We start from the raw sequence: 20,388 nt of genomic DNA, 5'->3' as shown, positions 1-20,388 counted from the left end.
GTTATCTCAATATTTCTAATGATTTACAGCAAGAATAAAATCACGACTTAGGAGCTAGGGAAGGACGCAATTGCCGCATTAAACTGGCCATTTCCAAGGCGTTCAGGGCATAGTGCCAACCATGATTACTCTTAATACCGGCCCGTTCTAAAGCCTGCTGCATCGTGTCCGTTGTTAAAATTCCGAAAATAATTGGCACGCCTGTCTGCATCGCGATCGCCGCAATCCCCTTAGCCGCTTCCCCCGCCACAAAATCAAAATGGGCTGTTTGGCCCCGAATCACGGCCCCTAGACAGATAATCGCATCATAGCGTTCAGTCAAAGCCAATTGACGAGCCACCAACGGCACTTCAAAGCTGCCCGGAACCCAAACATAATCGACCTGCTCACCCGTTGTTTCCGTGTCCACACCATGACGTTTGAGACAGTCCTGGCAGGCGGACAGTAATTTATCGGTCACGAGGTCATTAAAGCGGGCAATGATAATCGCAAATTTATAGGGGTAATCGCTCTGGGCAAAAGATCCCTCAAAGACTGTCATGGCAAAAAGTACTCAAATAAAAAAATAAGGCGATTGGCCATGAGTATCGTCCCCAAAACCAATCACCATCAGGTGTATTAGACTAAATAACAAAGAAATTCAAAATAGCCACCAAGACTACCAGAATGGCCCAGATACCTGACCCCAAGTACAGTAAAGGCTTGGATTGAGACCAGTTTTGGGGAGACGCATAGGCGACGGGAACACCCACCACCATCACAAAGGAAAATAGCACGAGGGCAATTAAAGCAAGTTGAAAGATAATGGACATTTTCGATTTCTCCTATTGGCCTTGAACTAAGCACCAGTCATTCTTAAAGAATTATCGGGGCTATGGGGGAATATTAACGGCTTATCCTTAGTACACTAGCAAAAAAGGCGACCAGAGGGAAGGGGAACGGATAAACGCTATATAATTTAAGCATTTACGATCATTGTATTGTCCCATTATTGTCCCATGAGTGAATCTACTATTCGTCCGGCTAAAATCCATTCTGTTCGACCAGAATCCCTGGCGGCGGAGGTAGGCTTTGAACCTGGGGATGCGATCGTGGCGATTAATGGGACTCAACCCCGCGATCTGATTGACTATCAATTTCTCTGTGCCGATGAATATTTAGAATTGGAAGTGCTAGATCGTCAGGGGAGAAAGCATTATCTTGATATTGAAAAAGACTACGATGAAGATCTGGGTCTGGGTTTTGAAACGGCTCTCTTTGATGGCTTAATTCAGTGTAATAACCACTGTCCTTTTTGCTTTATTGATCAACAGCCACCGGGGAAAAGGGAAAGTCTCTATTTTAAAGATGATGATTATCGCCTCAGTTTTCTTTATGGGAGTTATTTAACCCTTACCAATTTAGGGCAAAAGGAATGGAATCGCATCGAACAAATGCGTCTTTCTCCTCTCTACGTTTCCGTCCATGCCACTGATCCAGATCTGCGATCGCAGTTACTCAAAAATCCCCGTGCCGGTCAACTATTAGAACAATTGTTGTGGTTTAAGGAGAGACGTTTACAAATTCATGCCCAGGTGGTGGTTTGTCCTGGTATCAATGATGGTCAACAGTTAGAAAAAACCTTATTAGATTTAGCCAAATTTCATTCAGGTGATCTGCCGACGGTAATTTCTGTGGCGGTGGTTCCTGTGGGATTAACCCGTTTTCGTCCCACGGAAGATCTATTAATGCCGGTTAGCCCAGAAAAAGCGATCGAAGTGATTCAACAGGTTAAAGCTTTACAGCAGCAATTCCAACAACGATTTAACAGTCACTTTGCCTGGCTGGCCGATGAATGGTTTCTCATTGCTCAAGTTGAATTACCCTCAGAATCTGATTATGAAGATTATCCTCAAATTGGCAATGGCGTTGGCTCAATCCGTCAATTTTGCAAAGCTTTTATGAATCTGGCTGATCGTGTTTTACCGGCACAAGTTAAGCCTGAACGTCATTTGACCTGGGTAGTGGGCAATGCAGTCGAAAGAGCTTTTGCACCTTTAGTTCAAAAACTGAATGGGGTAGCTGGTTTACAGGTTACTTTAGCTGCTTTAAATAGTGATTATTGGGGTCAAGCAATAACTGTTACTGGCTTGTTAACTGGTCAGGATTTAATTGATAAATTATCAGATCGGGATCTAGGTCAGGCCATTCTTCTGCCAGCTTTAATGCTGAAACATGATGATACACGTTTTTTAGATGATCTCACGGTTGAAACGGTGGCTCAAACCTTAAATGTACCGATTTTTCCTGTGCAAGAGGTCAAGGATTTGCTCAATTATTGTGTCAGGGAAGATTGGTCTGAGGAGAGGAAAAAAGCATTTCTCAGAAATTGACCATAGGTTAGATAACCATTATTTTGAAACGAGATTAATCATGACTCCTCGCAATAAAACGATTATTCTATGGCTGGTCTTTTTATTAGGCCTATTATTTCATACTGATTTGGGATTAATGCCACTTTTTCACGGTTTGAGTGTAACGGTTTCCCCTGCTCAAAGTATGGCAGACATTGCTCCGGTGATGTGGTTAATGCTTGGATTTTTTGTGCCACCGATCGCGGCGATTATTGCGACTTCTTTTACAAATTCCCAGTCTTATCGAAAATTTCACTTTGGCTTCACCATCCTCTATACCGTATTAAATCTTGCCCATTTGATTGCTGATTTAATGGTGCAACCCATTATTTGGTATCAAATCGCGTTAATGGCTATGTTGCTGGCGATCGGTCTATTGCTGAATTGGGTTTCCTTTCAATGGCTGAAGGCGTAACTCCTAAGAGCGGTGATTGAACTCACTCAAATGATCACGAAAAAGACACTTCCCTAAAACTGGCAATGCTTTCTAACAGCCAATAAATCCCTAGAATTCCTAATTACACAGGCGATCACGTTCTAAGTTTTTAAGTTGCGATCGCGGTTTCTAGAGAAATTTTAATGTTTGTATTTGTGGAAACTGTTTAGCTAAATTTTATAACCTAAAGTAAACAAGACAATATTCTCCAAATTTGCAATTACCTCTAATTCTAATTTGCCTAATTTTTTGATTAATCGAGTTTTATTAAGGACACGAATTTGATGACAAAGTGCAACAGAGTCTTGATTTAAGCCACCTTGACCTTTGGAAATTATTAAACAGGTTGGTAAAGCTGATCTTCGCAAATTAGTTGTTAAAGGAATGGTGATAATTGTCGTTGTAAATTTAGATAGTGTGCTGTCTTGAAAAATAATAATGGGTCGAGTTCCTGCCTGTTCTGATCCCTGAGTCGGATCAAGGTTAGCTAACCAAATTTCTCCCCTTTCTATTGTCATAATTGATCCTCATGCTCTAGGGATTGCGTATATTCGCTCATACCCATTTCAGCTAGTTCCCGATCTTCGTCAGCAAATTCTTGATAAAGGTTAGCAAATTGGCTAAAATCAGGAGTTATTTGCGATATTTTTGATTGAAATTTAAGGAAGGCAATAAAATCGGCAATTTGTTTAAGTTGTTGATCATTAAGGTGATCTATATCTTGTTTGAGGGTTTCTTTCGTGATGGTTTGCATTAGATTGTCTTCTTTTAAATTTAAAGTTGATTACGGATGTTAGTAATGCGATCGCCGTCTTCTTGGTTAAAACTTAAAAATGCGATCGCCTCTAACAAAAGATAAAAAAGCGATCATTCCTTACAAGAAATAAAACTGCGATCGCAGTCTATTTTGTTGAAACTTGGAAGAGCGATCGCTCCTGATTTAATGAGTAGTTTGAACAGAACTAGCCAACTTTTCCTCAATCCAGCCCTTGACAATAACTTGTAACGGTAAATTAAGACGCTGACTTTCTTGATCAAGAGCCTCTATCATCCAAGAAGGATACTCAATTACAATGGTCTGTTCCTCCAAATTAGAACGTTTAATTCGAGTTAAATCTAAATACTCGATGATACTTTCTCCATCATCGAATTTGCGATCAAATTCTTCAGCTTTCATAGATTTTTACCTCTTCAGGTCTGGAGCGTCGGACTGAAATAATACGGATGTCAGCTTCACGATAGGTAATCACGGCTGACCAATGCTTACCGGCCATTTTACCAATTACAACAAATCGTGGTTCGTTCTTTGTTTGGGCTGGAATTTTAACTTTTTGGGAATCTAACCATAAAGCTTGGGCTTCAATAAAATCTATGCCATGCTTATCTTTGTTAGCTTGGCTGTAATTAGTCACAGCAATAAGTGGGGCTTAATGAGAATTAAGCCCCAAAAATACTAGAGAGGCAGCAAGTCATCAATGGAAGGAGGAGAAAGACCAGAGGAAGATAAAAATAAGAGATAACTGTTCGACCGCACTTTTACCTTGAAGTCTCATGGTTTCAAGAAAACTAAACATCATGGCAACAAGTTGTCCGCCCCAATGACTTCTAGCACCGCCACTAACCTTACGATGAATAACAACAGGACGCAAGGCTCTCTCTGCATCATTGTTATCAGGTTTAACTTCAGGAAAAGTAAGAAAAGTAAACCAATCATGCCAATAACGTCGAAAGCGATTAGATAACAATTGGGAATCACTTGCCCATCCCGTGGGCGGCGGATTATCCAGAACCTCTTGAAGTTGAGCTTCTACTAGGGGTCGATGTTGTTGTAAAGCTTCTAAGCTCAGTTCGCCTTGATGATAATCTCGATGGGATTGACGAGCTTGCTCTAGGGCGTGTCATCAATCAGCAATTCCAAATTCAAATGGTATAAATAGAGACAGAAAAACTTTGACCTATAGGAAGTTATGAATAAAGAGAAAAGTGTCTACTGACAGGGTAATCGCATCTTATTTGTTACAAAAAATACAGACAAAAAGAGAGAAATATAGTGTAAAAAAGAAGCAGTCATCTAAGAGAAGAAAAGGCTATTATTTAAAAAAAGTAAGTGAGTGAGGTCAAAGATGGCAAAAGGCTTCGGCGCAAGAGTTCTAACCCCACAACAAGAAAAAGAAGTCAAAATTATCAAAAGAAGCCTACTGAAACGGGTGCGACCTTTAGTTGATAAAAGCTGTTGTAATCAGGGTTCTACAGGGAACCCATATTGATCAAGTTTTGCCCAAAATTGACTCCATCGTTCCTTGGTCAATACCAAAGCTCGTAGGCTCAAAATAATTCCTGCTCCTTTTTCCTTCCATCGCATCCCTGAACAACATAATCGTTGTTTGACCAACGTCTTACAAGCTGCTTCCGTAACACCTGAACCAATCGGATACTTTTTCTCTATGTATTCAGCATAATCCATTTGATGCTGATGATTCTCGTAATAAGTAATCGCCGCTTGTAGTTTCTCGGTAAGATTCTTAGAATGACTTTTTTCTTCTTTGACTTCTTTCATCAGATTTAGCAGTTCTCCTGCTTTTCCTTTTTCATGCTTGAGTTCTCGACAATTTTCAGTCAACCATTCTTTTTGTTTTGACACGGTATTCGGATGCAACGCTTCTGCCAAGGCACCTAAGTAACCAGAGGCATGATAGAAATCTAATATCTGTTCTTCCGTTTGCTTTTCTAAAAACTTCCAATTTGATTCTGCCCCGTCTGCTATCCCGACCAATGTTGCCTCTGGATAACGGTTTTTCGCTCGCTCAATTTCTCTTTCTAATCTTTCTAGAAAACTCTTTTTTCCATACTCTGGTGCCGCACCTAGATAGATTGTATGTTGACGTTCGCCTTCACTATCGTATAGGGAAACGGTTCCCACCATTGCTTCACGGTAGCCATCCTCACACATCAGCATACAGGTTCCATCTAATCCTATTCCCACTGTTGCAATTTGGCTATCCTCCTTGGGCGGGGCATAACTCCACGCTTCTTCTTTTGCCTGTACCACACTTCCTACTGCTTCACTCAATCTTTGGATATAGGATAGCGCTACTTTTCTACCATGATTTTCTAATAAATCATTTTTCACCTCTTTGCCTGCCATCCCTGACATTTTTGAGGATACCTGTTTTGCCAATAATGGCGTTGATGTTATGATTATCCTTGCTTCTCTTTCTAAGGGGCAATACGTTTTTCCTCAAAGGTGAACGCTGATATACATGACGATTCACTATAACCTCACCATAAGGTGTTTGATATTCTTTCGGTTGCTCTCCCTTACTCTTCCAGATTTCTTCACCGATTTTTAAGGGTGAACCATCTGTATCTAAATATTTCAAGGCTTCTTTGCTGGCGATGCAACCTACTTCGTTTAAGCCTTTTTGAATATTTATTTCTGTATCCAACATTGAACGACTTAGTTCTAATGTTAGTTCTATTTTTATCTTTGAACCCTCTACATTAATTAGTTTTGCTGTCATCATTGTTTCCTCTTTGTCACTTTTCATCTCATGTTAACACTTTTCTTTTCCTTCATCAACTAAAGGTCACACCCACTGAAACATTTTCAGTGCCTAAAAGAACCGAGAACAGGGAGAAGGCAAGACCATAACTTAACAGCAATTGTCACCATAGGAATATTGGCAGTATTGTCAGGGGCAGATGGCTTCGTAGCAATTGAAGCCTATGGCAAAGCCAAACGAGAATGGCTAGAAATGTTTCTAGAGTTACCAAAGGGAATTCCCTCTCACGATACCTTTGGAAGAGTATTTGGAATGTTGGAAACAGAAGAACTAGAAAAAAGTTTTCTGAGCTGGATAAGCAGTCTAACGGAGAAAATGGACATAGAGCTGATACAGATAGATGGAAAAACGAAAAGAGGTTCTTATGATAGGGAAAAAGGACTAAATGCGTTACACAGCATAAGTGCGTGGAGTAGTGAGCGGGGACTGATGTTAGCGCAAAAGAAAGTAGATAGTAAATCTAATGAAATAAAAGCAGTCCCCTTGTTACTGAAGTTACTTAACATCAAGGGGGCAGTAGTAACCCTAGATGCAATGGGAACGCAGACAGAAATCGCAAAACAAATAAAGCAAGGTGAAGGTGACTATGTATTGGCTCTCAAAGGAAATCAGGGCAAACTTAATAAACAAGTTAGGGATTGGTTTAAACAAGCGGTCGCTCAGAACTGGCAAGGAATTGAATACAGTTATCATGAGAAGACAGAAAAAGGACATTACCGTTTAGAAACTCGTCAAGTCTGGACAGTGTCAATCAATCAGCTTTCCGCATTGCATCGCCAAAATCAGTAGATAAAACCTCGTTGAGCGATGAGCAAATGCTTGTCCACTACAAGCAACCGCAAGGGGTTGAGCGGGGTTTTCGCTTTCTTAAAGACCCTCTGTTTTTTGCTTCGAGTGTTTTCCTCAAAACCCCTGAGAGGATTATGGCATTGACTTTCATTATGCCGTTGTGTTTGTTGGTGTACAGCTTGGGGCAACGTAAACTGAGACAGGCTCTGGCAGAGCAGGAGGAGACTGTGCCTAATCAGTTGGGAAAGCCGACTCAACCTCCGACTCTGCGTTTGATTTTTCAGACTTTGAGGGGGATTCATTGGGTTGTACTGGATAATTGTCCCCAAATTATCAATCTCACGCTTGAGCGAGAGAGGCTTTTAGGCTTTTTTGAGGCTACTACTTGTCAGTATTATCTTTTGTCATAGGTGCTTTTCTTATTTTCTTTGTTCTTCTTTTATGTACGGAATGTGGGTTTAACGCTTAAGGTTTTGTTTAAGGGTTTCTAGTTCATCATCTAATTCCCAACGTTGGAAGGTGCTTTCTAAAGGATCCAGGGAACGCTGATAGGGGCTGTTGGGTTGACCTTGATTCCAACCAACCGTATCAGAATTAGTGGTTTTCATCAGTTCTGTTTTTGCTTGCTCCGCTTTGATTTGTTCCGCTTTTTTCTGTACTTCTTTTTGTCGCTGTTGAATTTGTGCTAATAGTTCATGGGATTGCTTTAATTGCTCTGCGACACCGGCTCGCTGCCCCCAAACTTGATTGCCCTGACGCAGAAGACTGGCTTCCCGCTCCTGGGCTGCCTCTGCTAAATCTGTCCGTCCAGCTTGTTTTGCCTTGTCAATGCGAGCGTGCCAAATTTGAATATCCTTAGCTAGGGAGAGGATTTCTTGCTCATATTGATTTTTTTGCTGTTCTAAGCGTTGGCTCAGTTGGCGAGCTTCCTGTTCCTGTTCACGAAGTTGTTCGAGCAGGGCCTGTAATTCTAAGTGAGGATTATTGCGTAGAAATTCTTCCAGACGGGTTTCCAGAAAGCGGCCAAATTCATCAAATACACCCATCTTAATTTTCTCTCTTTGTGATAAAAACTGCTGGCTCAAAACCGAATGCTACTATAAAGTGTAGGCATAAAAAAGCACCAATTGGTTTTTAAATCTTTAAAATCTACTGTTCTCAACGCTAAAAACGTTGTCCAACTTCTAGATATCGGGTCTTGCCTTGACGGGATAGTATTGCTTTTTGACTATTCACGCTCTTGAGTACCCAACCACTGGCTCCCAACGGTTCTCCAATCTGAACCCTTTGCGTTAGACCGTTCCAGTTAAACAGAGCAGAGGAGCGATCGCCGGATTCCAAAACACCGACTAAGGAATAAGTGGCTTTACCTGTCACCAAGGGGGAAATATTCGGCGCGATCGCCAAAGAAGGGGGCATGGTTGGCAAGGGGGAACGAGGAGATTGAGGTTGGGTCGCTACCACTGAAGGAGGGGAGTAAGGGGGCGAGATCGCCGAGGAAACCCTTTGTTGAAGCACTGTCACCCTCGGTTCTGGCGTAGTAACGCTTGGATAAACCGGATAATAATATTTTTCGACCACTCTAGGAACTGGCGCGATCGGTGGCAAAGGGGCTGGACGAGCAGACTGAATCGTCAGGGTGGGCAAAGTTGCCGGATTAGAAACCGATGGCGAAACAACCGGAGATGACTGAGAATGAGGCAAGGGAGACTGTTCAATTACCTTCAGGGATTGCTGGAGATAGCTAATAAATTGGCGATCCGCTGCCGAAGGAGAAGATTTAAGGGTTATGGAGGGAGAAGCCTGTCCCCACAGGGAAGAAAAAGTCAAACGATTTTGCTGCCCCAGCCAAAGGCTAACACCACAGAGGTAAAAAATCCCTCCTGCCAGTAACCATTTATCGAAATGGTGGCTTAAATGGCTGACTAGACGTTCCTCAAGCTTCACAAACTATCCTCAATAACGCAAAGGCTAGGGCTAATTCTCGGTGACTCCATTGTGTTAAATTTAAGGGGATTAAAATGGCTTAAATTCAACAGCAAGCCAGTCAATTCGACGAGTTATCACCCGTCTGGCTATTTTACCGCTTTCAGTTTTAAAACGGAGCGACGAGGAAATTGGCACAATCCGTACATCCGAACCACTAAGGATTGCAAGATTTGTTGTTTCGTTTCCTGATCAACTACTGCTAGCGGCGCAAGGTTCACATTTTTCAATAACCGTTCTAATTCTTCAACCTTAATAGCTGCTCTGGTTTCGACAAAGCTTAATTCGGATCTGAATTTAGGAGTATGGGTTGTCTGCAACATAACGGGCTTACTCAGTGCTATTACTACTCCTAGTGTTTCGTAACGATTCGGTTTATGCGATAGTAAAAGTCACCTAGCGGGTGTGATATTGATCACAGCGATCGCCCCTCAAAAGCATTATCAAAGCATTATTCAGGGAATTGGACAGAAACCACTCTCAAGAATATCGTTTAAACTGTAGGTTATCTCGCATGCTCATACGGGGTTAAAATATGGCTTGAGTCTATCGTAACGATAGACAAAACAAAGCTACCTGTTTTTGCCTTTATCCATGCCAGTCCTTCAAGAAAAATCATCTTCAAATTAGCCGAGGAAGTTAATCTATGAAACTTGCCAATCTGACCCAACTGGCCATGAAGCATCTTCGCAATGATCTGATGGAGGAATTATACCTAAGAACAGGAATAGATAATACTCGCCCGATCGTTTTCTATGGAGTGGTTAATGAGCGTTGTAATTATAAATGTCGCTACTGTGAGTATTGGCGGCTGGAAAACTATGTTGATGAAATGAGCATTGAAGAATGGCAAAATGCCCTGCTCAGTTTAAAGGAATATGTGGGATCGTTTCATATTCAATTCTCTGGTGGGGAACCTTTTATTAAGAAGGGGTTTGTCGATTTGTTGGAGTTCTGTCACCAGAATGATATTAAGTGGGGGGTTGTGACCAATGCCTCTTGTCTAACCGAGCCGATTGTGAAGCGAGTCGTAGCGGCTAAACCCTTTAACATTAATATTTCTATGGATGGCCCTGTTCCTGAAATTCATAATTATTCCAGGGGAGTCAAAGGTTCCTTAGAAAAAATTACCGACAATATTCGGATGTTAGTTAAAGAGAAAAAAGCACAGGGTGGCGATTTTCCCATTATTATCAAACCCACTGTCCATGCTAAAAATCTACACACCATGACCCAAATGCCCCAATGGGTCGCTGATATTGGTGCGACAAATATTAATTTTCAACCGGTTGATCGTTGGTCGCCGGAAACCCAAGATGAACTCTGGATTGGAGAAGAGCGTTTTGAAGAACTAGCAGCCGTTGTAGAAAATTTGTTAGAGCAGAAAAAAAATGGCGCACCCATTATGAATAGTGAAGTCTTAATGCGTTTGTGGCCAGCCCATTTCCGAGAAGAACAGGCTCCTTCTTCTGTAGGTGCTTGTCGAGTCGGATTACGGAATTATTTTATTCGCACCAATGGTGATGTTGAAGTCTGCTGGTTTTATCCCCCGATTGGTAATGTTAAAACCCAAAGTGCCAAGGAAATTTGGGAAGGTCATGAAGCCCAAGTTCGTCGTCAAGAAACTATTGCTTGCGATCGCCTCTGTCTCTATACCTGTCTTTCTCAGAAAACCATTGTGGATAAAGTCAAAATGGGCATGACCTTATTGGCCGGTAGTCGCGCCTAAGTAAGAACAATAGAGATCCGTAAAAATGCGGTAGTGATGCCAAAAAGACTAAAGTATAAAAGGAGATACAGGCATTTGTATCTCTTTTTTTGAACTGTTTTTTTGAAGATTTTGTTAAAACCCACATTCCGCAGGTTGTCGAAGAGGCGAAGTAGTTCGCGTGAGCTAGCATGTGTGTCTGTGCATTAATTTTGGGTAAGGATAAAAAATATAAATAAAGTTCTAAAATAGAGTCTTGTAGTAGATGGAATTAACAGTAAAAATGGAGAACCTAAATATTAAAGACCTCGACCACTTAGGTCTAGTAGCAGGGATTATAGATGAAATGGGTTTGGTAGAAATTATCAATGAAGAAGTAGGAACTCATCCTCAAAAAAAGCTGAGTGTAGGTACAATAGTAAAAGCAATGATATTAAACTGCTTAGGATGTGTAACTGGACAGTGCGAAGTTCTAGGAAAATCAACGAGTTTACTAGGGTTTCAGCCCCCAACGCCCTTCAAACCTCTTCAAGACTTATAATCGCTGAAAGACTTTCAAAGCAAGGCTTTTAGGCGTTTTGTCAAAATGTCTGACAGAGAACTTCGCACTCACCAGATGTGTAAATGCTCCGTTATATTTGTTTAGTGAATTTTTCCACCTGTAAATAATTCGTTGATAGCTTTTCCTGCCAAAAGGGATGGTAAGACTTCCGTGATAACATCAGACATAATCAACGAAAAATTTACAGCAAGCGAAATTCTAGCAGAAATGAATAGGAAGCTAGATACCATGTCTGCCGACATCAATAGGAAGTTAGAGGTTCTCTCTAGCGAGGTCAATCAAGTCCAAGTCAGATTGGCTACTGTAGAAACCAAAGTTGATAACCTAGAAAAACGATTCGACAAAATGGAACAGCAAATTGAGAAAGTAGAAGGTAATCAAAGTAAACAGGTTTGGGCTTTGATTGGGATTTTGTTTACGGCGGTAGTAGCAACGTCTATTCGTTTTATCTTAACAGCTTTACCCCAGACTTAAAAAGAAAGCCTGATCGCACTTTCACACTTCCCCAAAGACATCGCGGTTTTAAACTTTAACCAATAAGAAGACAGCGATCGCACTTTCAGGAATTTAAGCATTGGAAAAAAGAATGCGTTATGATCGTGTTAGAACTAGTAAAAGATCAGTAATTTATTTAAAACTTATGGAAAGTAAAAAGATTTACAATTACACGGTACTTTTGGAACGGGAAGAGGATGGAGGCTACCATGCGTTTTGTCCTATCCTTAAGGGGTGTCATTCTCAGGGGGATACTTTTGAGCAAGCGATTGATAATATTACAGAAGCAATTGAGTTGTACGTTGAAAGTTTACTTGCTGATCATCAACCCATTCCACAAGAGGATTTAATTGTTAAATCGTTAAGTATTTTTGTATGAGTAATTTTCCAAGTGTAAAGGCTAAGGATTTTATTAAGGTTATCAAAAAATTAGGTTTTTATCTGGATCGCCAAAAGGGTAGTCATGCGATTTACAAGGACAATCATGGTAATCGAGTGATCATTCCGCTTCATTTTGGCAAAGATATTAAACAAGGTACGTTAATGGGAATGATTGAAGATATTGGACTCAACAAAGAAACCTTTTTTGAGTTGTTGGCAAAATAAGCCAATTATACTGTTTTATTTTGTTAGCTTGCGTTTCTTAACCCGACTAAAAACCGCGATCGCACTTCCCCAGGGAGATCGCACTTTTAGTTTAATCAATCAAGAAGACAGCGATCGCACTTTTAAAAAACACAGTGATCGCATTCTGAACATTTAATCAACAAAAAGATTGTGATCGCACTTTAACATTTCCCCAAGGGGATCACCTTTTTTAATCATATAACAAAACCGCGATCGCTCTTTTCCATCACAATTAGATCGTACTCAAAAATTTGGTAGATACTGTGTTAAGTGTCAAGGGGAAACAGGAAAAAAATCAGTTTCCTCCTCTAAAACAACGTTAGGAAGAGCCAACTTAGTCTGGTCAAACGGTTTCCCTGACTTGAGAATCCCGTAAACAATCCGAATGAGTTTGTGCATTACAACCCCAACGATCTGCATTTTATTTTTTCCTGCCTCTAAAAACCGTTCTCGCAAGTCCTTCATGGGAGAACAATGACGGTAATTAGTCACAGCAATAAGTGGGGCTTAATTCTCATTAAGCCCCAAAAATACTAGAGAGGAAGAAAGTCATCAATGGAAGGAGGAGAAAGACCAGAGGAAGATAAAATAAGAGATAACTGTTCGACCGCACTTTTACCTTGAAGTCTCATGGTTTCAAGAAAACTAAACATCATGGCAACAAGTTGTCCGCCCCAATGACTTCTAGCACCGCCACTAACCTTACGATGAATAACAACAGGACGCAAGGCTCTCTCTGCATCATTGTTATCAGGTTTAACTTCAGGAAAAGTAAGAAAAGTAAACCAATCATGCCAATAACGTCGAAAGCGATTAGATAACAATTGGGAATCACTTGCCCATCCCGTGGGCGGCGGATTATCCAGAACCTCTTGAAGTTGAGCTTCTACTAGGGGTCGCTGTTGTTGTAAAGCTTCTAAGCTCAGTTTGCCTTGATGATAATCTCGATGGGATTGACGAGCTTGCTCTAGAATAGGAAAAACTCTCTGAGCAAAAAGTTTATTTTCAGAAAAGTGGGAAGTTTCCAAGGCCTTCAATTCCCGCCCAATATGAGCCAGACATTTCTGTTTATGCTGGGCATTTTGGCGATGGTAAGCCCCCCAACAGTCCGTACTGAGAAGCCCATGAAAATCTTTACCTAATAGGGAATGAACCTCATCGGAACTCCGGCTGGGAGCCAGAAACAAAACACAAACAGAGGAGGAAGTAGCCACCCACATCCAATAGTTAACCCCATTGACGCGATAGCTGGTTTCGTCCACACAACGGACTCCAGGCTCCTGTATGTAAGTCCACCACTGTTCATAACTAGGATACAAGCTTTCGCAAAACCATCGGTGCATTTTAGCTAAACTCCCTTGAGACAGAGGAATGCCAAAGACCGTTTCTACCAAGTATCGTTGTTTTAGCGGGTGCGACCTTTAGTTGATAAAAGCTGTTGTAATCAGGGTTCTACAGGGAACCCATATTGATCAAGTTTTGCCCAAAATTGACTCCATCGTTCCTTGGTCAATACCAAAGCTCGTAGGCTCAAAATAATTCCTGCTCCTTTTTCCTTCCATCGCATCCCTGAACAACATAATCGTTGTTTGACCAACGTCTTACAAGCTGCTTCCGTAACACCTGAACCAATCGGATACTTTTTCTCTATGTATTCAGCATAATCCATTTGATGCTGATGATTCTCGTAATAAGTAATCGCCGCTTGTAGTTTCTCGGTAAGATTCTTAGAATGACTTTTTTCTTCTTTGACTTCTTTCATCAGATTTAGCAGTTCTCCTGCTTTTCCTTTTTCATGCTTGAGTTCTCGACAATTTTCAGTCAACCATTCTTTTTGTTTTGACACGGTATTCGGATGCAACGCTTCTGCCAAGGCACCTAAGTAACCAGAGGCATGATAGAAATCTAATATCTGTTCTTCCGTTTGCTTTTCTAAAAACTTCCAATTTGATTCTGCCCCGTCTGCTATCCCGACCAATGTTGCCTCTGGATAACGGTTTTTCGCTCGCTCAATTTCTCTTTCTAATCTTTCTAGAAAACTCTTTTTTCCATACTCTGGTGCCGCACCTAGATAGATTGTATGTTGACGTTCGCCTTCACTATCGTATAGGGAAACGGTTCCCACCATTGCTTCACGGTAGCCATCCTCACACATCAGCATACAGGTTCCATCTAATCCTATTCCCACTGTTGCAATTTGGCTATCCTCCTTGGGCGGGGCATAACTCCACGCTTCTTCTTTTGCCTGTACCACACTTCCTACTGCTTCACTCAATCTTTGGATATAGGATAGCGCTACTTTTCTACCATGATTTTCTAATAAATCATTTTTCACCTCTTTGCCTGCCATCCCTGACATTTTTGAGGATACCTGTTTTGCCAATAATGGCGTTGATGTTATGATTATCCTTGCTTCTCTTTCTAAGGGGCAATACGTTTTTCCTCAAAGGTGAACGCTGATATACATGACGATTCACTATAACCTCACCATAAGGTGTTTGATATTCTTTCGGTTGCTCTCCCTTACTCTTCCAGATTTCTTCACCGATTTTTAAGGGTGAACCATCTGTATCTAAATATTTCAAGGCTTCTTTGCTGGCGATGCAACCTACTTCGTTTAAGCCTTTTTGAATATTTATTTCTGTATCCAACATTGAACGACTTAGTTCTAATGTTAGTTCTATTTTTATCTTTGAACCCTCTACATTAATTAGTTTTGCTGTCATCATTGTTTCCTCTTTGTCACTTTTCATCCCATGTTAACACTTTTCTTTTCCTTCATCAACTAAAGGTCACACCCGTTTTAGCCAAGTCAAATTTCCCCCATATCCCAGCCATCCCACTAAGCTGGATAAGGTTGCACCGTAGCTAAAATCTTCACGACATCCCAAAGGAAGTGGGGCATAACCTTCCCAATCACATTTTGAGCATTGATACTTTTCCCTAACATATTCCCTTACCTCTACTGGTTTACTGACTAATTCAGCTATTTGATTTTTTTTGATGATAGTCTCCTTTTGCTTTTCCACTGACGCACCACATTTTGGGCATTTTTCCATCCTTAAATCTACTATTTCATCTACCCGACCAAACCCGTTTCTGGTTTTACCCACATGGTCGTACTTTGGACCTCTTTTTTTTCCTTTTTGACCGAAGGTTTTGGCGACTTTCTTTTTGTAACCGTCACTGCTTGGGGGCTGAGAGCTATTTTCACTCGTTCTTTGGTTAAGCTTTTTCAGCTTTTCTTTCAACTTTTCTATCTCTTTCTTTAACTCTACCAATTCTTTTCTCAGCTTTTCGTTCTCTTCTTTTTCTTTCTGATAATCTTCATACCAATCTTTTGCCACTTCTTTTTGCCATGGCATTTTCACTTCTTCTTGGTTTAAGTCTGGAACTGGGTCTAGTTTTTTCATAGTCTCCCTATTCTAACCTATCTCTTTAACCGCCTTTCCTTTCTTCATTATTCTTTACTTTTTTCATTTGCTTCTCATTCTCAATAATTTCCTTCTTTATTGCGGTGACTAATTACGATTTGGTTAATTCTCAAATTTTGGCTAAGCCTTTAATTTGTTTGGGAGATGGACATGATGGTATCTGGAACTTATTTCGTGAGATAGGACAGAAACATGAGCGAATTGAAATTTTGGACTGGTATCACTTAATTGAAAACCTCTATAAAGTTGGGGGGTCATTCCAGCGAATTGAGGAGGTCAAGTCTTTTCTTTGGACGGGTGAAGTGGATGCCGCTATCTCCTGTTTTGAGGAATGGTCAGAGCCTCAAGCTGAGAATTTTATCATTTATTTAAACAAGCATAAACATCGGATTGTCAATTATGGTTATTTGCAGGCAGAGGGCATTTCCATTGGCTCTGGCTCTGTCGAATCTCAAGTTAAACAAATTGGTCATCGTCTTAAAATTACTGGTGCGAGTTGGAATTCTGACAATGTACCACAAGTCCTTCGTCATCGCTGTTCCTATTTAAATGATTACCTTTTTTGACTCTTTCATTTACCTCGTTAAGTATTTCTACTTATTGCAAAGGTGAGATGCTCCCAATCGCCAGATCGCCAATGGGTTCGGGTAAGTCTTTGTAATAAATGGGTTGTTCTATCGCCAATGGGTTCGGGTAAGTCTTTATAATAGATGGATTGTCCTATTTGTCGCTGAAAGGTTAAGCCTGCCTGGTGCATCTCGTACTGTAGGGCGCGTTGGTAGATGACTTTTTGGAAGCCGTTACCCAGGAATTTATGCACTTCAAAGGAGGCTCCAATGATTTTTGGGTGATGTCGGCTTGTTTCAGGTTGCTCATTGGTATGGGGACGAGCCTCAATATTGAGATAAGGGGGGAATGATGGCTGTTTTGGCCAGTTTAACAAAACTTAAGCAGCAATTCTAAATTTGCGCTGTAGCAAGGGTTTCAGGTTTTAGTTCGCGTAATACGGGGGAAAATTCAACGGGATTAACAAGTTCATTTTACGAGTCTTCAAGCTTTTAGGCACAATAGTACATCTAGGATTGCCCCAAAAACCCCTTTAAAATGTTCTTTAAATCCCTAAAAGGCTTGCTGTGTCTAAAACTGAGAATTGCTGAAACTTAAGAGATGTTAGAGTTGTGGGTGCTTATTAAGCGATAGAATCAGTCTGTACTTTGCTATCTGTGTTTGAGCTTTAGGGACGGATTGTAAAAGTAATGCTCTCACTAAAATATTTTTGGAATTGCTATGGCTAGAAAATCTAAAGGCTTCCGTGAACTAATTGCTCAAGAAAATCTTAAGAAAAGAGATAAACAATCTTTTGAGCGATTGAAAAATACTGTAATTGAAAGCGGTCTGGGTGAGCCAGGAATGACATTTGCTGAGAATCCAGAGGGTTATGAAAAAATGTCTGAGATATTAATCGAATTTGTCAAACCTTTTTTAGATAAAGCGAACAGCCATCAACGGCGAGAAGCTCTGTTTAGTGTCGCAGTTGTTAGTTGGAATCTGGCGATAGTTCCTGAAAACGAACGCCAAAAAATGTTAAAAATGATGAGCAAGAAGTTACGAAACAAGCAAGACCCTGAGTTTGCGAAGGATACTCAAAGTCTTATAGAAGAGTTTATTGAACGAAAATTAACATTTTTTGCGGATAATAACCGATTCATTACAGGCTTTGAACTGGATGATCGTTCTGACTCTTTTTATATTTCTGTTTCGTCTGTCATACCTAAACCGAAGTAGTTGAAATTAGGGGCGATCGCGTTAATAAATTGGTTTTCAGGAGTTAGCGATCGCTGCTTTTTTGACGTTTTTATGCCAGCTAGGTATACTAAAAAGAAGAAAGAAGAAAGAAGAAAGAAGAAAGAAGAAAGAAGAAAGAAGCCGTTTTCTATGCCGACTGTTACAGACAATGAACTAAAAGAGTTAAAAGACCTGATTAAGGCGGGTTTTAGTCGTATTGATTCTGAAATCACTGACCTTAAAATCAATCAGGCTCGTAGTTCAGAGCGGTTATCGGGTCAAATTCAGGCGTTAGATGCCAAGCTCACTGGACAGATTAACGCGATGGATGAGCAGCTTACTGGCAAAATTAACCTTGTGGATGAAAAAAATTACAGGTTTGGGGAAACGTTTGGATGTTCAGGAGTTTCTTAATCGCGGTTTTCTAATCGGGGTCGGTGTAGCGACATTACAGAATAGTAATTTAATTGAGCATAAAATTAATCTGTTGCTTGAGTCCCGCGAATCAAAAATCGAACCTCTTCTAACAAAACATTAAACCGTTGATCCGTTTCAGCTTGCCGTTGCTCAAGTTCAGCGTGCCGTTCTTTCATGGCTTCCATATCCCGTTGACTTTGCGCCGCTACCTGTAACAACGCCTGAGAGGTAATTCGCAGACCATCAATACCATCCTTGACATCCGTAATACCTTCTCGCAATTCCGTCACACTGGACGCGAGTTCATCAAGCATTTCATCTGTCCAACGTTGTACTACCATAATGAAATTCTCCTGAATAAGACTAGAAAAGAGGCAAGTATCGCGCTCTTCGCCCATTTTAGCAAATGAATCAATTTATTATACCGAATGTTAATGTTTTAAGCGATCGCTGTGAAATACTTACGCCAATTGCACAAGGGGTTTAGAACTGAGTAAAGGTTTTTCATTAGACTCTGTGATCGCGGTTCTTTTGACGTTTTAATGCCAGCTAGGTATGCTAAAAAGGAGAAAGAAGTAAGGAGCTATTTTTTATGCCGACTGTTACGGATAATGACCTGAAGGAGTTAAAAGACCTGATTACGGCAGGTTTTAGTCGGATTGATGCGGAAATCACTGACCTTAAAATCAATCAGGCCCGTATGGAAGAGCGGTTATCGGGTCAAATTCAAGCGTTAGATGCCAAGCTCACTGGCCAGATTAACACTATGGATGAGCGGCTAACAGGACAGATTAATTCTGTGGATGAACGTCTTTCTGGAAAAATTAATGTCGTGGATGAGAAAATTACAGGTTTGGGAAAACGTTTGGATTTTCAGGAGTTTTTGAATCGTGGTTTTCTGATCGGGGTTGGTGTGGTGGCGTTGACGGGTTTGGCTAAGTTATTGGGGTTATTGCCGAAGGTTTGATCGCTGTGAAGTATTTATGCCACAAACAAAAGGGGTTTGGGACTCGATAAAGGTTCTTCATCAGATTCCGTTAATAAAGCCAATACTTCCTGAGCATTCTGAAATGCCTCCTCATAGGTTTCGCTATGAGTAACAGGTTGCATCACTGTTTCAAACTCTGGTAAAAAGACAACAAAGCAATTGTCCTCATCTGACCATTGAATAACAATTGTATATTTCACCGTTGACTGTCCTTTTGATGAATTTGGAAGCCGTTACTCAGGAATTTATGCACTTCAAAGGAGGCTCCAATGATTTTTTTGGTGATGTCGGCGTGTTTTAGGTCGCTCATTGGTATGGAGGGGAGTTTTGATATTGAAGTAAGCGGAGATCATGGCTGTTTTGCTCAGTTTAACAAAATTCAAGGATTATTTTAGATTTATTAGGGCTATTGAATGGTAAGGTGGAGCGTGGCTTCAGTGTGTGTTTTGCTCGTTGGGAGAGCGAAAAATTAAACAGTACAATAGTTGACCTTCTCTCTAAAATTTAGACATGCTTTACTATGAGTGATCAAGAACAAATTAAAAACAACGAAAATGCCCGCTACAAAGTGCTTCGGTGCTTTTATGACTCAACAAAAGGAGACACCTATGTAATGTTAGAAGAGAGTAAAATTATCAATTTTCTTGTTCAGCATCATAATATGATGGTAGAAGAAGTGATTTCAGCATTACGTTATCTAAACAATGAAAACTTGATTGAATGTGTAACATTAGGCCCTTCTTACTCAATTACTCATAAAGGGTTTAAGGAAATGGAATGGTCTATTAAACATCCTGAAATTTCCACAGATCACTTTTCCAAGCAAACAATACAGCAGTTTTTTATTCAAAATAGTGAGGTAACTATGGGCGACAAATTTGAGCAAATTAGCAACTCGACGATTATTAACCGTTCATCAGTAGAAAATGCTTTTAATCAAACTAAAGAACGAGTTAATGAAGAAACGGCTGATGCTCTTCTTGAGATAGCAGAAGTGGTTGAAAAATCAAACAATATAGCCGCAGGTTCTTTACTCAATAATTTTATGGATGAAGTCAGGGCGAAAGAACCAGACAAATCAAAACTTCGTCAATACTGGGATGCTCTTGTCTCTGTACTTCCAAGTATTGCAACACTTGCAACTGCCTGTTCTAAAATAGCTGCACTTTTTACATGACAATTCTGGGTAGTGTTCTAAATCTGTG

The 20,388-nt window shown here is 40.6% G+C and carries 27 protein-coding genes and 5 pseudogenes; 14 read left to right on the top strand and 18 right to left on the bottom strand.

Annotated features, from left to right (window positions below):
- Window positions 1–40: 40 nt before the first annotated feature.
- Both ribH and psbZ read right to left on the bottom strand, forming a co-directional pair.
- Window positions 41–541 carry a 6,7-dimethyl-8-ribityllumazine synthase gene (gene ribH, locus KA717_34040; GenBank protein UXE60509.1) on the bottom strand — a complete coding sequence of 167 codons (501 nt, stop codon included), beginning with the start codon at window positions 539–541 and terminating at the stop codon, window positions 41–43.
- 82 nt (window positions 542–623) lie between these two features.
- Window positions 624–812, bottom strand: a complete 189-nt coding sequence (gene psbZ / locus KA717_34035; protein UXE60508.1) for a photosystem II reaction center protein PsbZ — start codon at window positions 810–812, stop codon at window positions 624–626.
- Window positions 813–998: 186 nt separating this feature from the next.
- Here psbZ and KA717_34030 point away from each other — a divergent pair, with 186 nt between their 5' ends.
- Both KA717_34030 and KA717_34025 read left to right on the top strand, forming a co-directional pair.
- Window positions 999–2,372 (top strand): TIGR03279 family radical SAM protein, encoded by a 1,374-nt coding sequence (locus KA717_34030; protein UXE60507.1) that lies wholly within the window; start codon window positions 999–1,001, stop codon window positions 2,370–2,372.
- Window positions 2,373–2,412: 40 nt separating this feature from the next.
- A complete protein-coding gene (locus tag KA717_34025) occupies window positions 2,413–2,808 on the top strand; it encodes a hypothetical protein (protein ID UXE60506.1) in 396 nt (131 codons plus the stop codon).
- Window positions 2,809–2,999: 191 nt separating this feature from the next.
- On the opposite strand, the gene KA717_34020 is transcribed toward KA717_34025, so the two are convergent.
- The 6 genes and pseudogenes from KA717_34020 to KA717_33995 form a co-directional block, all read right to left on the bottom strand.
- A complete protein-coding gene (locus tag KA717_34020) occupies window positions 3,000–3,347 on the bottom strand; it encodes a type II toxin-antitoxin system PemK/MazF family toxin (GenBank protein UXE60505.1) in 348 nt (115 codons plus the stop codon).
- A complete protein-coding gene (locus KA717_34015) occupies window positions 3,344–3,583 on the bottom strand; it encodes a hypothetical protein (GenBank protein ID UXE60504.1) in 240 nt (79 codons plus the stop codon). The genes KA717_34020 and KA717_34015 overlap by 4 nt, the downstream gene beginning before the upstream one ends.
- Before the next feature lie 186 nt (window positions 3,584–3,769).
- Window positions 3,770–4,006: a BrnA antitoxin family protein gene (locus KA717_34010; GenBank protein ID UXE60503.1), complete on the bottom strand. Its 237-nt coding sequence runs from the start codon at window positions 4,004–4,006 to the stop codon at window positions 3,770–3,772.
- A complete protein-coding gene (locus KA717_34005; protein ID UXE60502.1) occupies window positions 3,996–4,241 on the bottom strand; it encodes a BrnT family toxin in 246 nt (81 codons plus the stop codon). The genes KA717_34010 and KA717_34005 overlap by 11 nt, the downstream gene beginning before the upstream one ends.
- Window positions 4,242–4,282: 41 nt before the next feature.
- Window positions 4,283–4,718 (bottom strand): annotated as a pseudogene (locus KA717_34000) (transposase).
- Window positions 4,719–5,068: 350 nt separating this feature from the next.
- Window positions 5,069–6,350 (bottom strand): annotated as a pseudogene (locus KA717_33995) (ISKra4 family transposase).
- A gap of 75 nt (window positions 6,351–6,425) precedes the next feature.
- Between KA717_33995 and KA717_33990 the strand changes: the two are divergent.
- Both KA717_33990 and KA717_33985 read left to right on the top strand, forming a co-directional pair.
- Complete coding sequence (locus tag KA717_33990) at window positions 6,426–7,181, top strand: ISAs1 family transposase (protein UXE64860.1); 756 nt, start codon at window positions 6,426–6,428, stop codon at window positions 7,179–7,181.
- Window positions 7,182–7,192: 11 nt separating this feature from the next.
- Window positions 7,193–7,591, top strand: a complete 399-nt coding sequence (locus tag KA717_33985; protein ID UXE60501.1) for an IS1634 family transposase — start codon at window positions 7,193–7,195, stop codon at window positions 7,589–7,591.
- 48 nt (window positions 7,592–7,639) lie between these two features.
- On the opposite strand, the gene KA717_33980 is transcribed toward KA717_33985, so the two are convergent.
- The 3 genes from KA717_33980 to KA717_33970 form a co-directional block, all read right to left on the bottom strand.
- Complete coding sequence (locus KA717_33980; protein UXE60500.1) at window positions 7,640–8,227, bottom strand: TIGR04376 family protein; 588 nt, start codon at window positions 8,225–8,227, stop codon at window positions 7,640–7,642.
- Between the two features lie 118 nt (window positions 8,228–8,345).
- On the bottom strand, window positions 8,346–9,011 hold the full coding sequence (locus KA717_33975; protein ID UXE60499.1) for a hypothetical protein: 666 nt from the start codon (window positions 9,009–9,011) through the stop codon (window positions 8,346–8,348).
- Window positions 9,012–9,256: 245 nt separating this feature from the next.
- Window positions 9,257–9,490: a hypothetical protein gene (locus KA717_33970; protein ID UXE60498.1), complete on the bottom strand. Its 234-nt coding sequence runs from the start codon at window positions 9,488–9,490 to the stop codon at window positions 9,257–9,259.
- Window positions 9,491–9,813: 323 nt separating this feature from the next.
- Between KA717_33970 and KA717_33965 the strand changes: the two genes are divergently transcribed.
- The 5 genes from KA717_33965 to KA717_33945 all read left to right on the top strand — a co-directional run bounded on the left by KA717_33965 (window position 9,814) and on the right by KA717_33945 (window position 12,538).
- Window positions 9,814–10,896 (top strand): radical SAM protein, encoded by a 1,083-nt coding sequence (locus tag KA717_33965; GenBank protein UXE60497.1) that lies wholly within the window; start codon window positions 9,814–9,816, stop codon window positions 10,894–10,896.
- Window positions 10,897–11,158: 262 nt separating this feature from the next.
- Window positions 11,159–11,416 (top strand): DUF4277 domain-containing protein, encoded by a 258-nt coding sequence (locus tag KA717_33960; GenBank protein ID UXE60496.1) that lies wholly within the window; start codon window positions 11,159–11,161, stop codon window positions 11,414–11,416.
- 249 nt (window positions 11,417–11,665) lie between these two features.
- On the top strand, window positions 11,666–11,911 hold the full coding sequence (locus KA717_33955; protein UXE60495.1) for a hemolysin XhlA family protein: 246 nt from the start codon (window positions 11,666–11,668) through the stop codon (window positions 11,909–11,911).
- A gap of 112 nt (window positions 11,912–12,023) precedes the next feature.
- On the top strand, window positions 12,024–12,311 hold the full coding sequence (locus tag KA717_33950; protein ID UXE60494.1) for a type II toxin-antitoxin system HicB family antitoxin: 288 nt from the start codon (window positions 12,024–12,026) through the stop codon (window positions 12,309–12,311).
- Window positions 12,308–12,538 carry a type II toxin-antitoxin system HicA family toxin gene (locus KA717_33945; protein UXE60493.1) on the top strand — a complete coding sequence of 77 codons (231 nt, stop codon included), beginning with the start codon at window positions 12,308–12,310 and terminating at the stop codon, window positions 12,536–12,538. Before KA717_33950 ends, KA717_33945 begins: the two co-directional genes overlap by 4 nt.
- 294 nt (window positions 12,539–12,832) lie before the next feature.
- Here the strand turns inward: KA717_33945 and KA717_33940 are convergent, their stop codons facing one another.
- The 4 genes and pseudogenes from KA717_33940 to KA717_33925 form a co-directional block, all read right to left on the bottom strand.
- A complete protein-coding gene (locus KA717_33940; GenBank protein ID UXE64942.1) occupies window positions 12,833–13,051 on the bottom strand; it encodes a hypothetical protein in 219 nt (72 codons plus the stop codon).
- A 41-nt stretch (window positions 13,052–13,092) separates the two neighbouring features.
- Window positions 13,093–13,965 (bottom strand): annotated as a pseudogene (locus KA717_33935) (IS66 family transposase).
- A gap of 38 nt (window positions 13,966–14,003) precedes the next feature.
- Window positions 14,004–15,285 (bottom strand): annotated as a pseudogene (locus tag KA717_33930) (ISKra4 family transposase).
- A gap of 66 nt (window positions 15,286–15,351) precedes the next feature.
- Window positions 15,352–15,972 carry a DUF6444 domain-containing protein gene (locus KA717_33925; protein UXE60492.1) on the bottom strand — a complete coding sequence of 207 codons (621 nt, stop codon included), beginning with the start codon at window positions 15,970–15,972 and terminating at the stop codon, window positions 15,352–15,354.
- 116 nt (window positions 15,973–16,088) lie between these two features.
- Here KA717_33925 and KA717_33920 point away from each other — a divergent pair.
- Window positions 16,089–16,559 (top strand): annotated as a pseudogene (locus KA717_33920) (ISKra4 family transposase).
- A 17-nt stretch (window positions 16,560–16,576) separates the two neighbouring features.
- Here the strand turns inward: KA717_33920 and KA717_33915 are convergent.
- On the bottom strand, window positions 16,577–16,936 hold the full coding sequence (locus tag KA717_33915) for a GxxExxY protein (GenBank protein UXE60491.1): 360 nt from the start codon (window positions 16,934–16,936) through the stop codon (window positions 16,577–16,579).
- 344 nt (window positions 16,937–17,280) lie between these two features.
- Between KA717_33915 and KA717_33910 the strand changes: the two genes are divergently transcribed.
- Window positions 17,281–17,778, top strand: coding sequence for a hypothetical protein (locus KA717_33910; protein ID UXE60490.1), 498 nt, complete (start codon window positions 17,281–17,283; stop codon window positions 17,776–17,778).
- Complete coding sequence (locus tag KA717_33905; GenBank protein UXE60489.1) at window positions 17,779–18,192, top strand: hypothetical protein; 414 nt, start codon at window positions 17,779–17,781, stop codon at window positions 18,190–18,192. It abuts the gene before it with no gap.
- 65 nt (window positions 18,193–18,257) lie between these two features.
- Here the strand turns inward: KA717_33905 and KA717_33900 are convergent, their stop codons facing one another.
- Window positions 18,258–18,536: a hypothetical protein gene (locus tag KA717_33900; GenBank protein ID UXE60488.1), complete on the bottom strand. Its 279-nt coding sequence runs from the start codon at window positions 18,534–18,536 to the stop codon at window positions 18,258–18,260.
- Between the two features lie 251 nt (window positions 18,537–18,787).
- Here KA717_33900 and KA717_33895 point away from each other — a divergent pair, with 251 nt between their 5' ends.
- Window positions 18,788–19,162, top strand: a complete 375-nt coding sequence (locus KA717_33895; GenBank protein UXE60487.1) for a hypothetical protein — start codon at window positions 18,788–18,790, stop codon at window positions 19,160–19,162.
- Between the two features lie 14 nt (window positions 19,163–19,176).
- On the opposite strand, the gene KA717_33890 is transcribed toward KA717_33895, so the two are convergent.
- Complete coding sequence (locus tag KA717_33890; protein ID UXE60486.1) at window positions 19,177–19,383, bottom strand: type II toxin-antitoxin system HicB family antitoxin; 207 nt, start codon at window positions 19,381–19,383, stop codon at window positions 19,177–19,179.
- A 320-nt stretch (window positions 19,384–19,703) separates the two neighbouring features.
- Here KA717_33890 and KA717_33885 point away from each other — a divergent pair, with 320 nt between their 5' ends.
- Window positions 19,704–20,360 (top strand): hypothetical protein, encoded by a 657-nt coding sequence (locus KA717_33885; protein ID UXE60485.1) that lies wholly within the window; start codon window positions 19,704–19,706, stop codon window positions 20,358–20,360.
- Window positions 20,361–20,388: the final 28 nt, after the last annotated feature.

It is taken from the genome of Woronichinia naegeliana WA131 (genome assembly GCA_025370055.1).
Taxonomy (GTDB): Bacteria; Cyanobacteriota; Cyanobacteriia; order Cyanobacteriales; family Microcystaceae; genus Woronichinia; species Woronichinia naegeliana.
The sequence above is the reverse complement of the archived record's forward strand: the minus strand, read 5'-3'. Positions and strand labels throughout refer to the sequence as shown.

Coding starts and splice junctions, on each gene's coding strand:
- ribH (UXE60509.1), bottom strand. CDS start 541: ATGACAGTCTTTGAGGGATCTTTTGCCCAGAGCGATTACCCCTATAAA.
- psbZ (UXE60508.1), bottom strand. CDS start 812: ATGTCCATTATCTTTCAACTTGCTTTAATTGCCCTCGTGCTATTTTCC.
- KA717_34030 (UXE60507.1), top strand. CDS start 999: ATGAGTGAATCTACTATTCGTCCGGCTAAAATCCATTCTGTTCGACCA.
- KA717_34025 (UXE60506.1), top strand. CDS start 2,413: ATGACTCCTCGCAATAAAACGATTATTCTATGGCTGGTCTTTTTATTA.
- KA717_34020 (UXE60505.1), bottom strand. CDS start 3,347: ATGACAATAGAAAGGGGAGAAATTTGGTTAGCTAACCTTGATCCGACT.
- KA717_34015 (UXE60504.1), bottom strand. CDS start 3,583: ATGCAAACCATCACGAAAGAAACCCTCAAACAAGATATAGATCACCTT.
- KA717_34010 (UXE60503.1), bottom strand. CDS start 4,006: ATGAAAGCTGAAGAATTTGATCGCAAATTCGATGATGGAGAAAGTATC.
- KA717_33980 (UXE60500.1), bottom strand. CDS start 8,227: ATGGGTGTATTTGATGAATTTGGCCGCTTTCTGGAAACCCGTCTGGAA.
- KA717_33970 (UXE60498.1), bottom strand. CDS start 9,490: ATGTTGCAGACAACCCATACTCCTAAATTCAGATCCGAATTAAGCTTT.
- KA717_33965 (UXE60497.1), top strand. CDS start 9,814: ATGAAACTTGCCAATCTGACCCAACTGGCCATGAAGCATCTTCGCAAT.
- KA717_33960 (UXE60496.1), top strand. CDS start 11,159: ATGGAGAACCTAAATATTAAAGACCTCGACCACTTAGGTCTAGTAGCA.
- KA717_33955 (UXE60495.1), top strand. CDS start 11,666: ATGTCTGCCGACATCAATAGGAAGTTAGAGGTTCTCTCTAGCGAGGTC.
- KA717_33950 (UXE60494.1), top strand. CDS start 12,024: ATGCGTTATGATCGTGTTAGAACTAGTAAAAGATCAGTAATTTATTTA.
- KA717_33945 (UXE60493.1), top strand. CDS start 12,308: ATGAGTAATTTTCCAAGTGTAAAGGCTAAGGATTTTATTAAGGTTATC.
- KA717_33925 (UXE60492.1), bottom strand. CDS start 15,972: ATGAAAAAACTAGACCCAGTTCCAGACTTAAACCAAGAAGAAGTGAAA.
- KA717_33910 (UXE60490.1), top strand. CDS start 17,281: ATGGCTAGAAAATCTAAAGGCTTCCGTGAACTAATTGCTCAAGAAAAT.
- KA717_33900 (UXE60488.1), bottom strand. CDS start 18,536: ATGGTAGTACAACGTTGGACAGATGAAATGCTTGATGAACTCGCGTCC.
- KA717_33895 (UXE60487.1), top strand. CDS start 18,788: ATGCCGACTGTTACGGATAATGACCTGAAGGAGTTAAAAGACCTGATT.
- KA717_33885 (UXE60485.1), top strand. CDS start 19,704: ATGAGTGATCAAGAACAAATTAAAAACAACGAAAATGCCCGCTACAAA.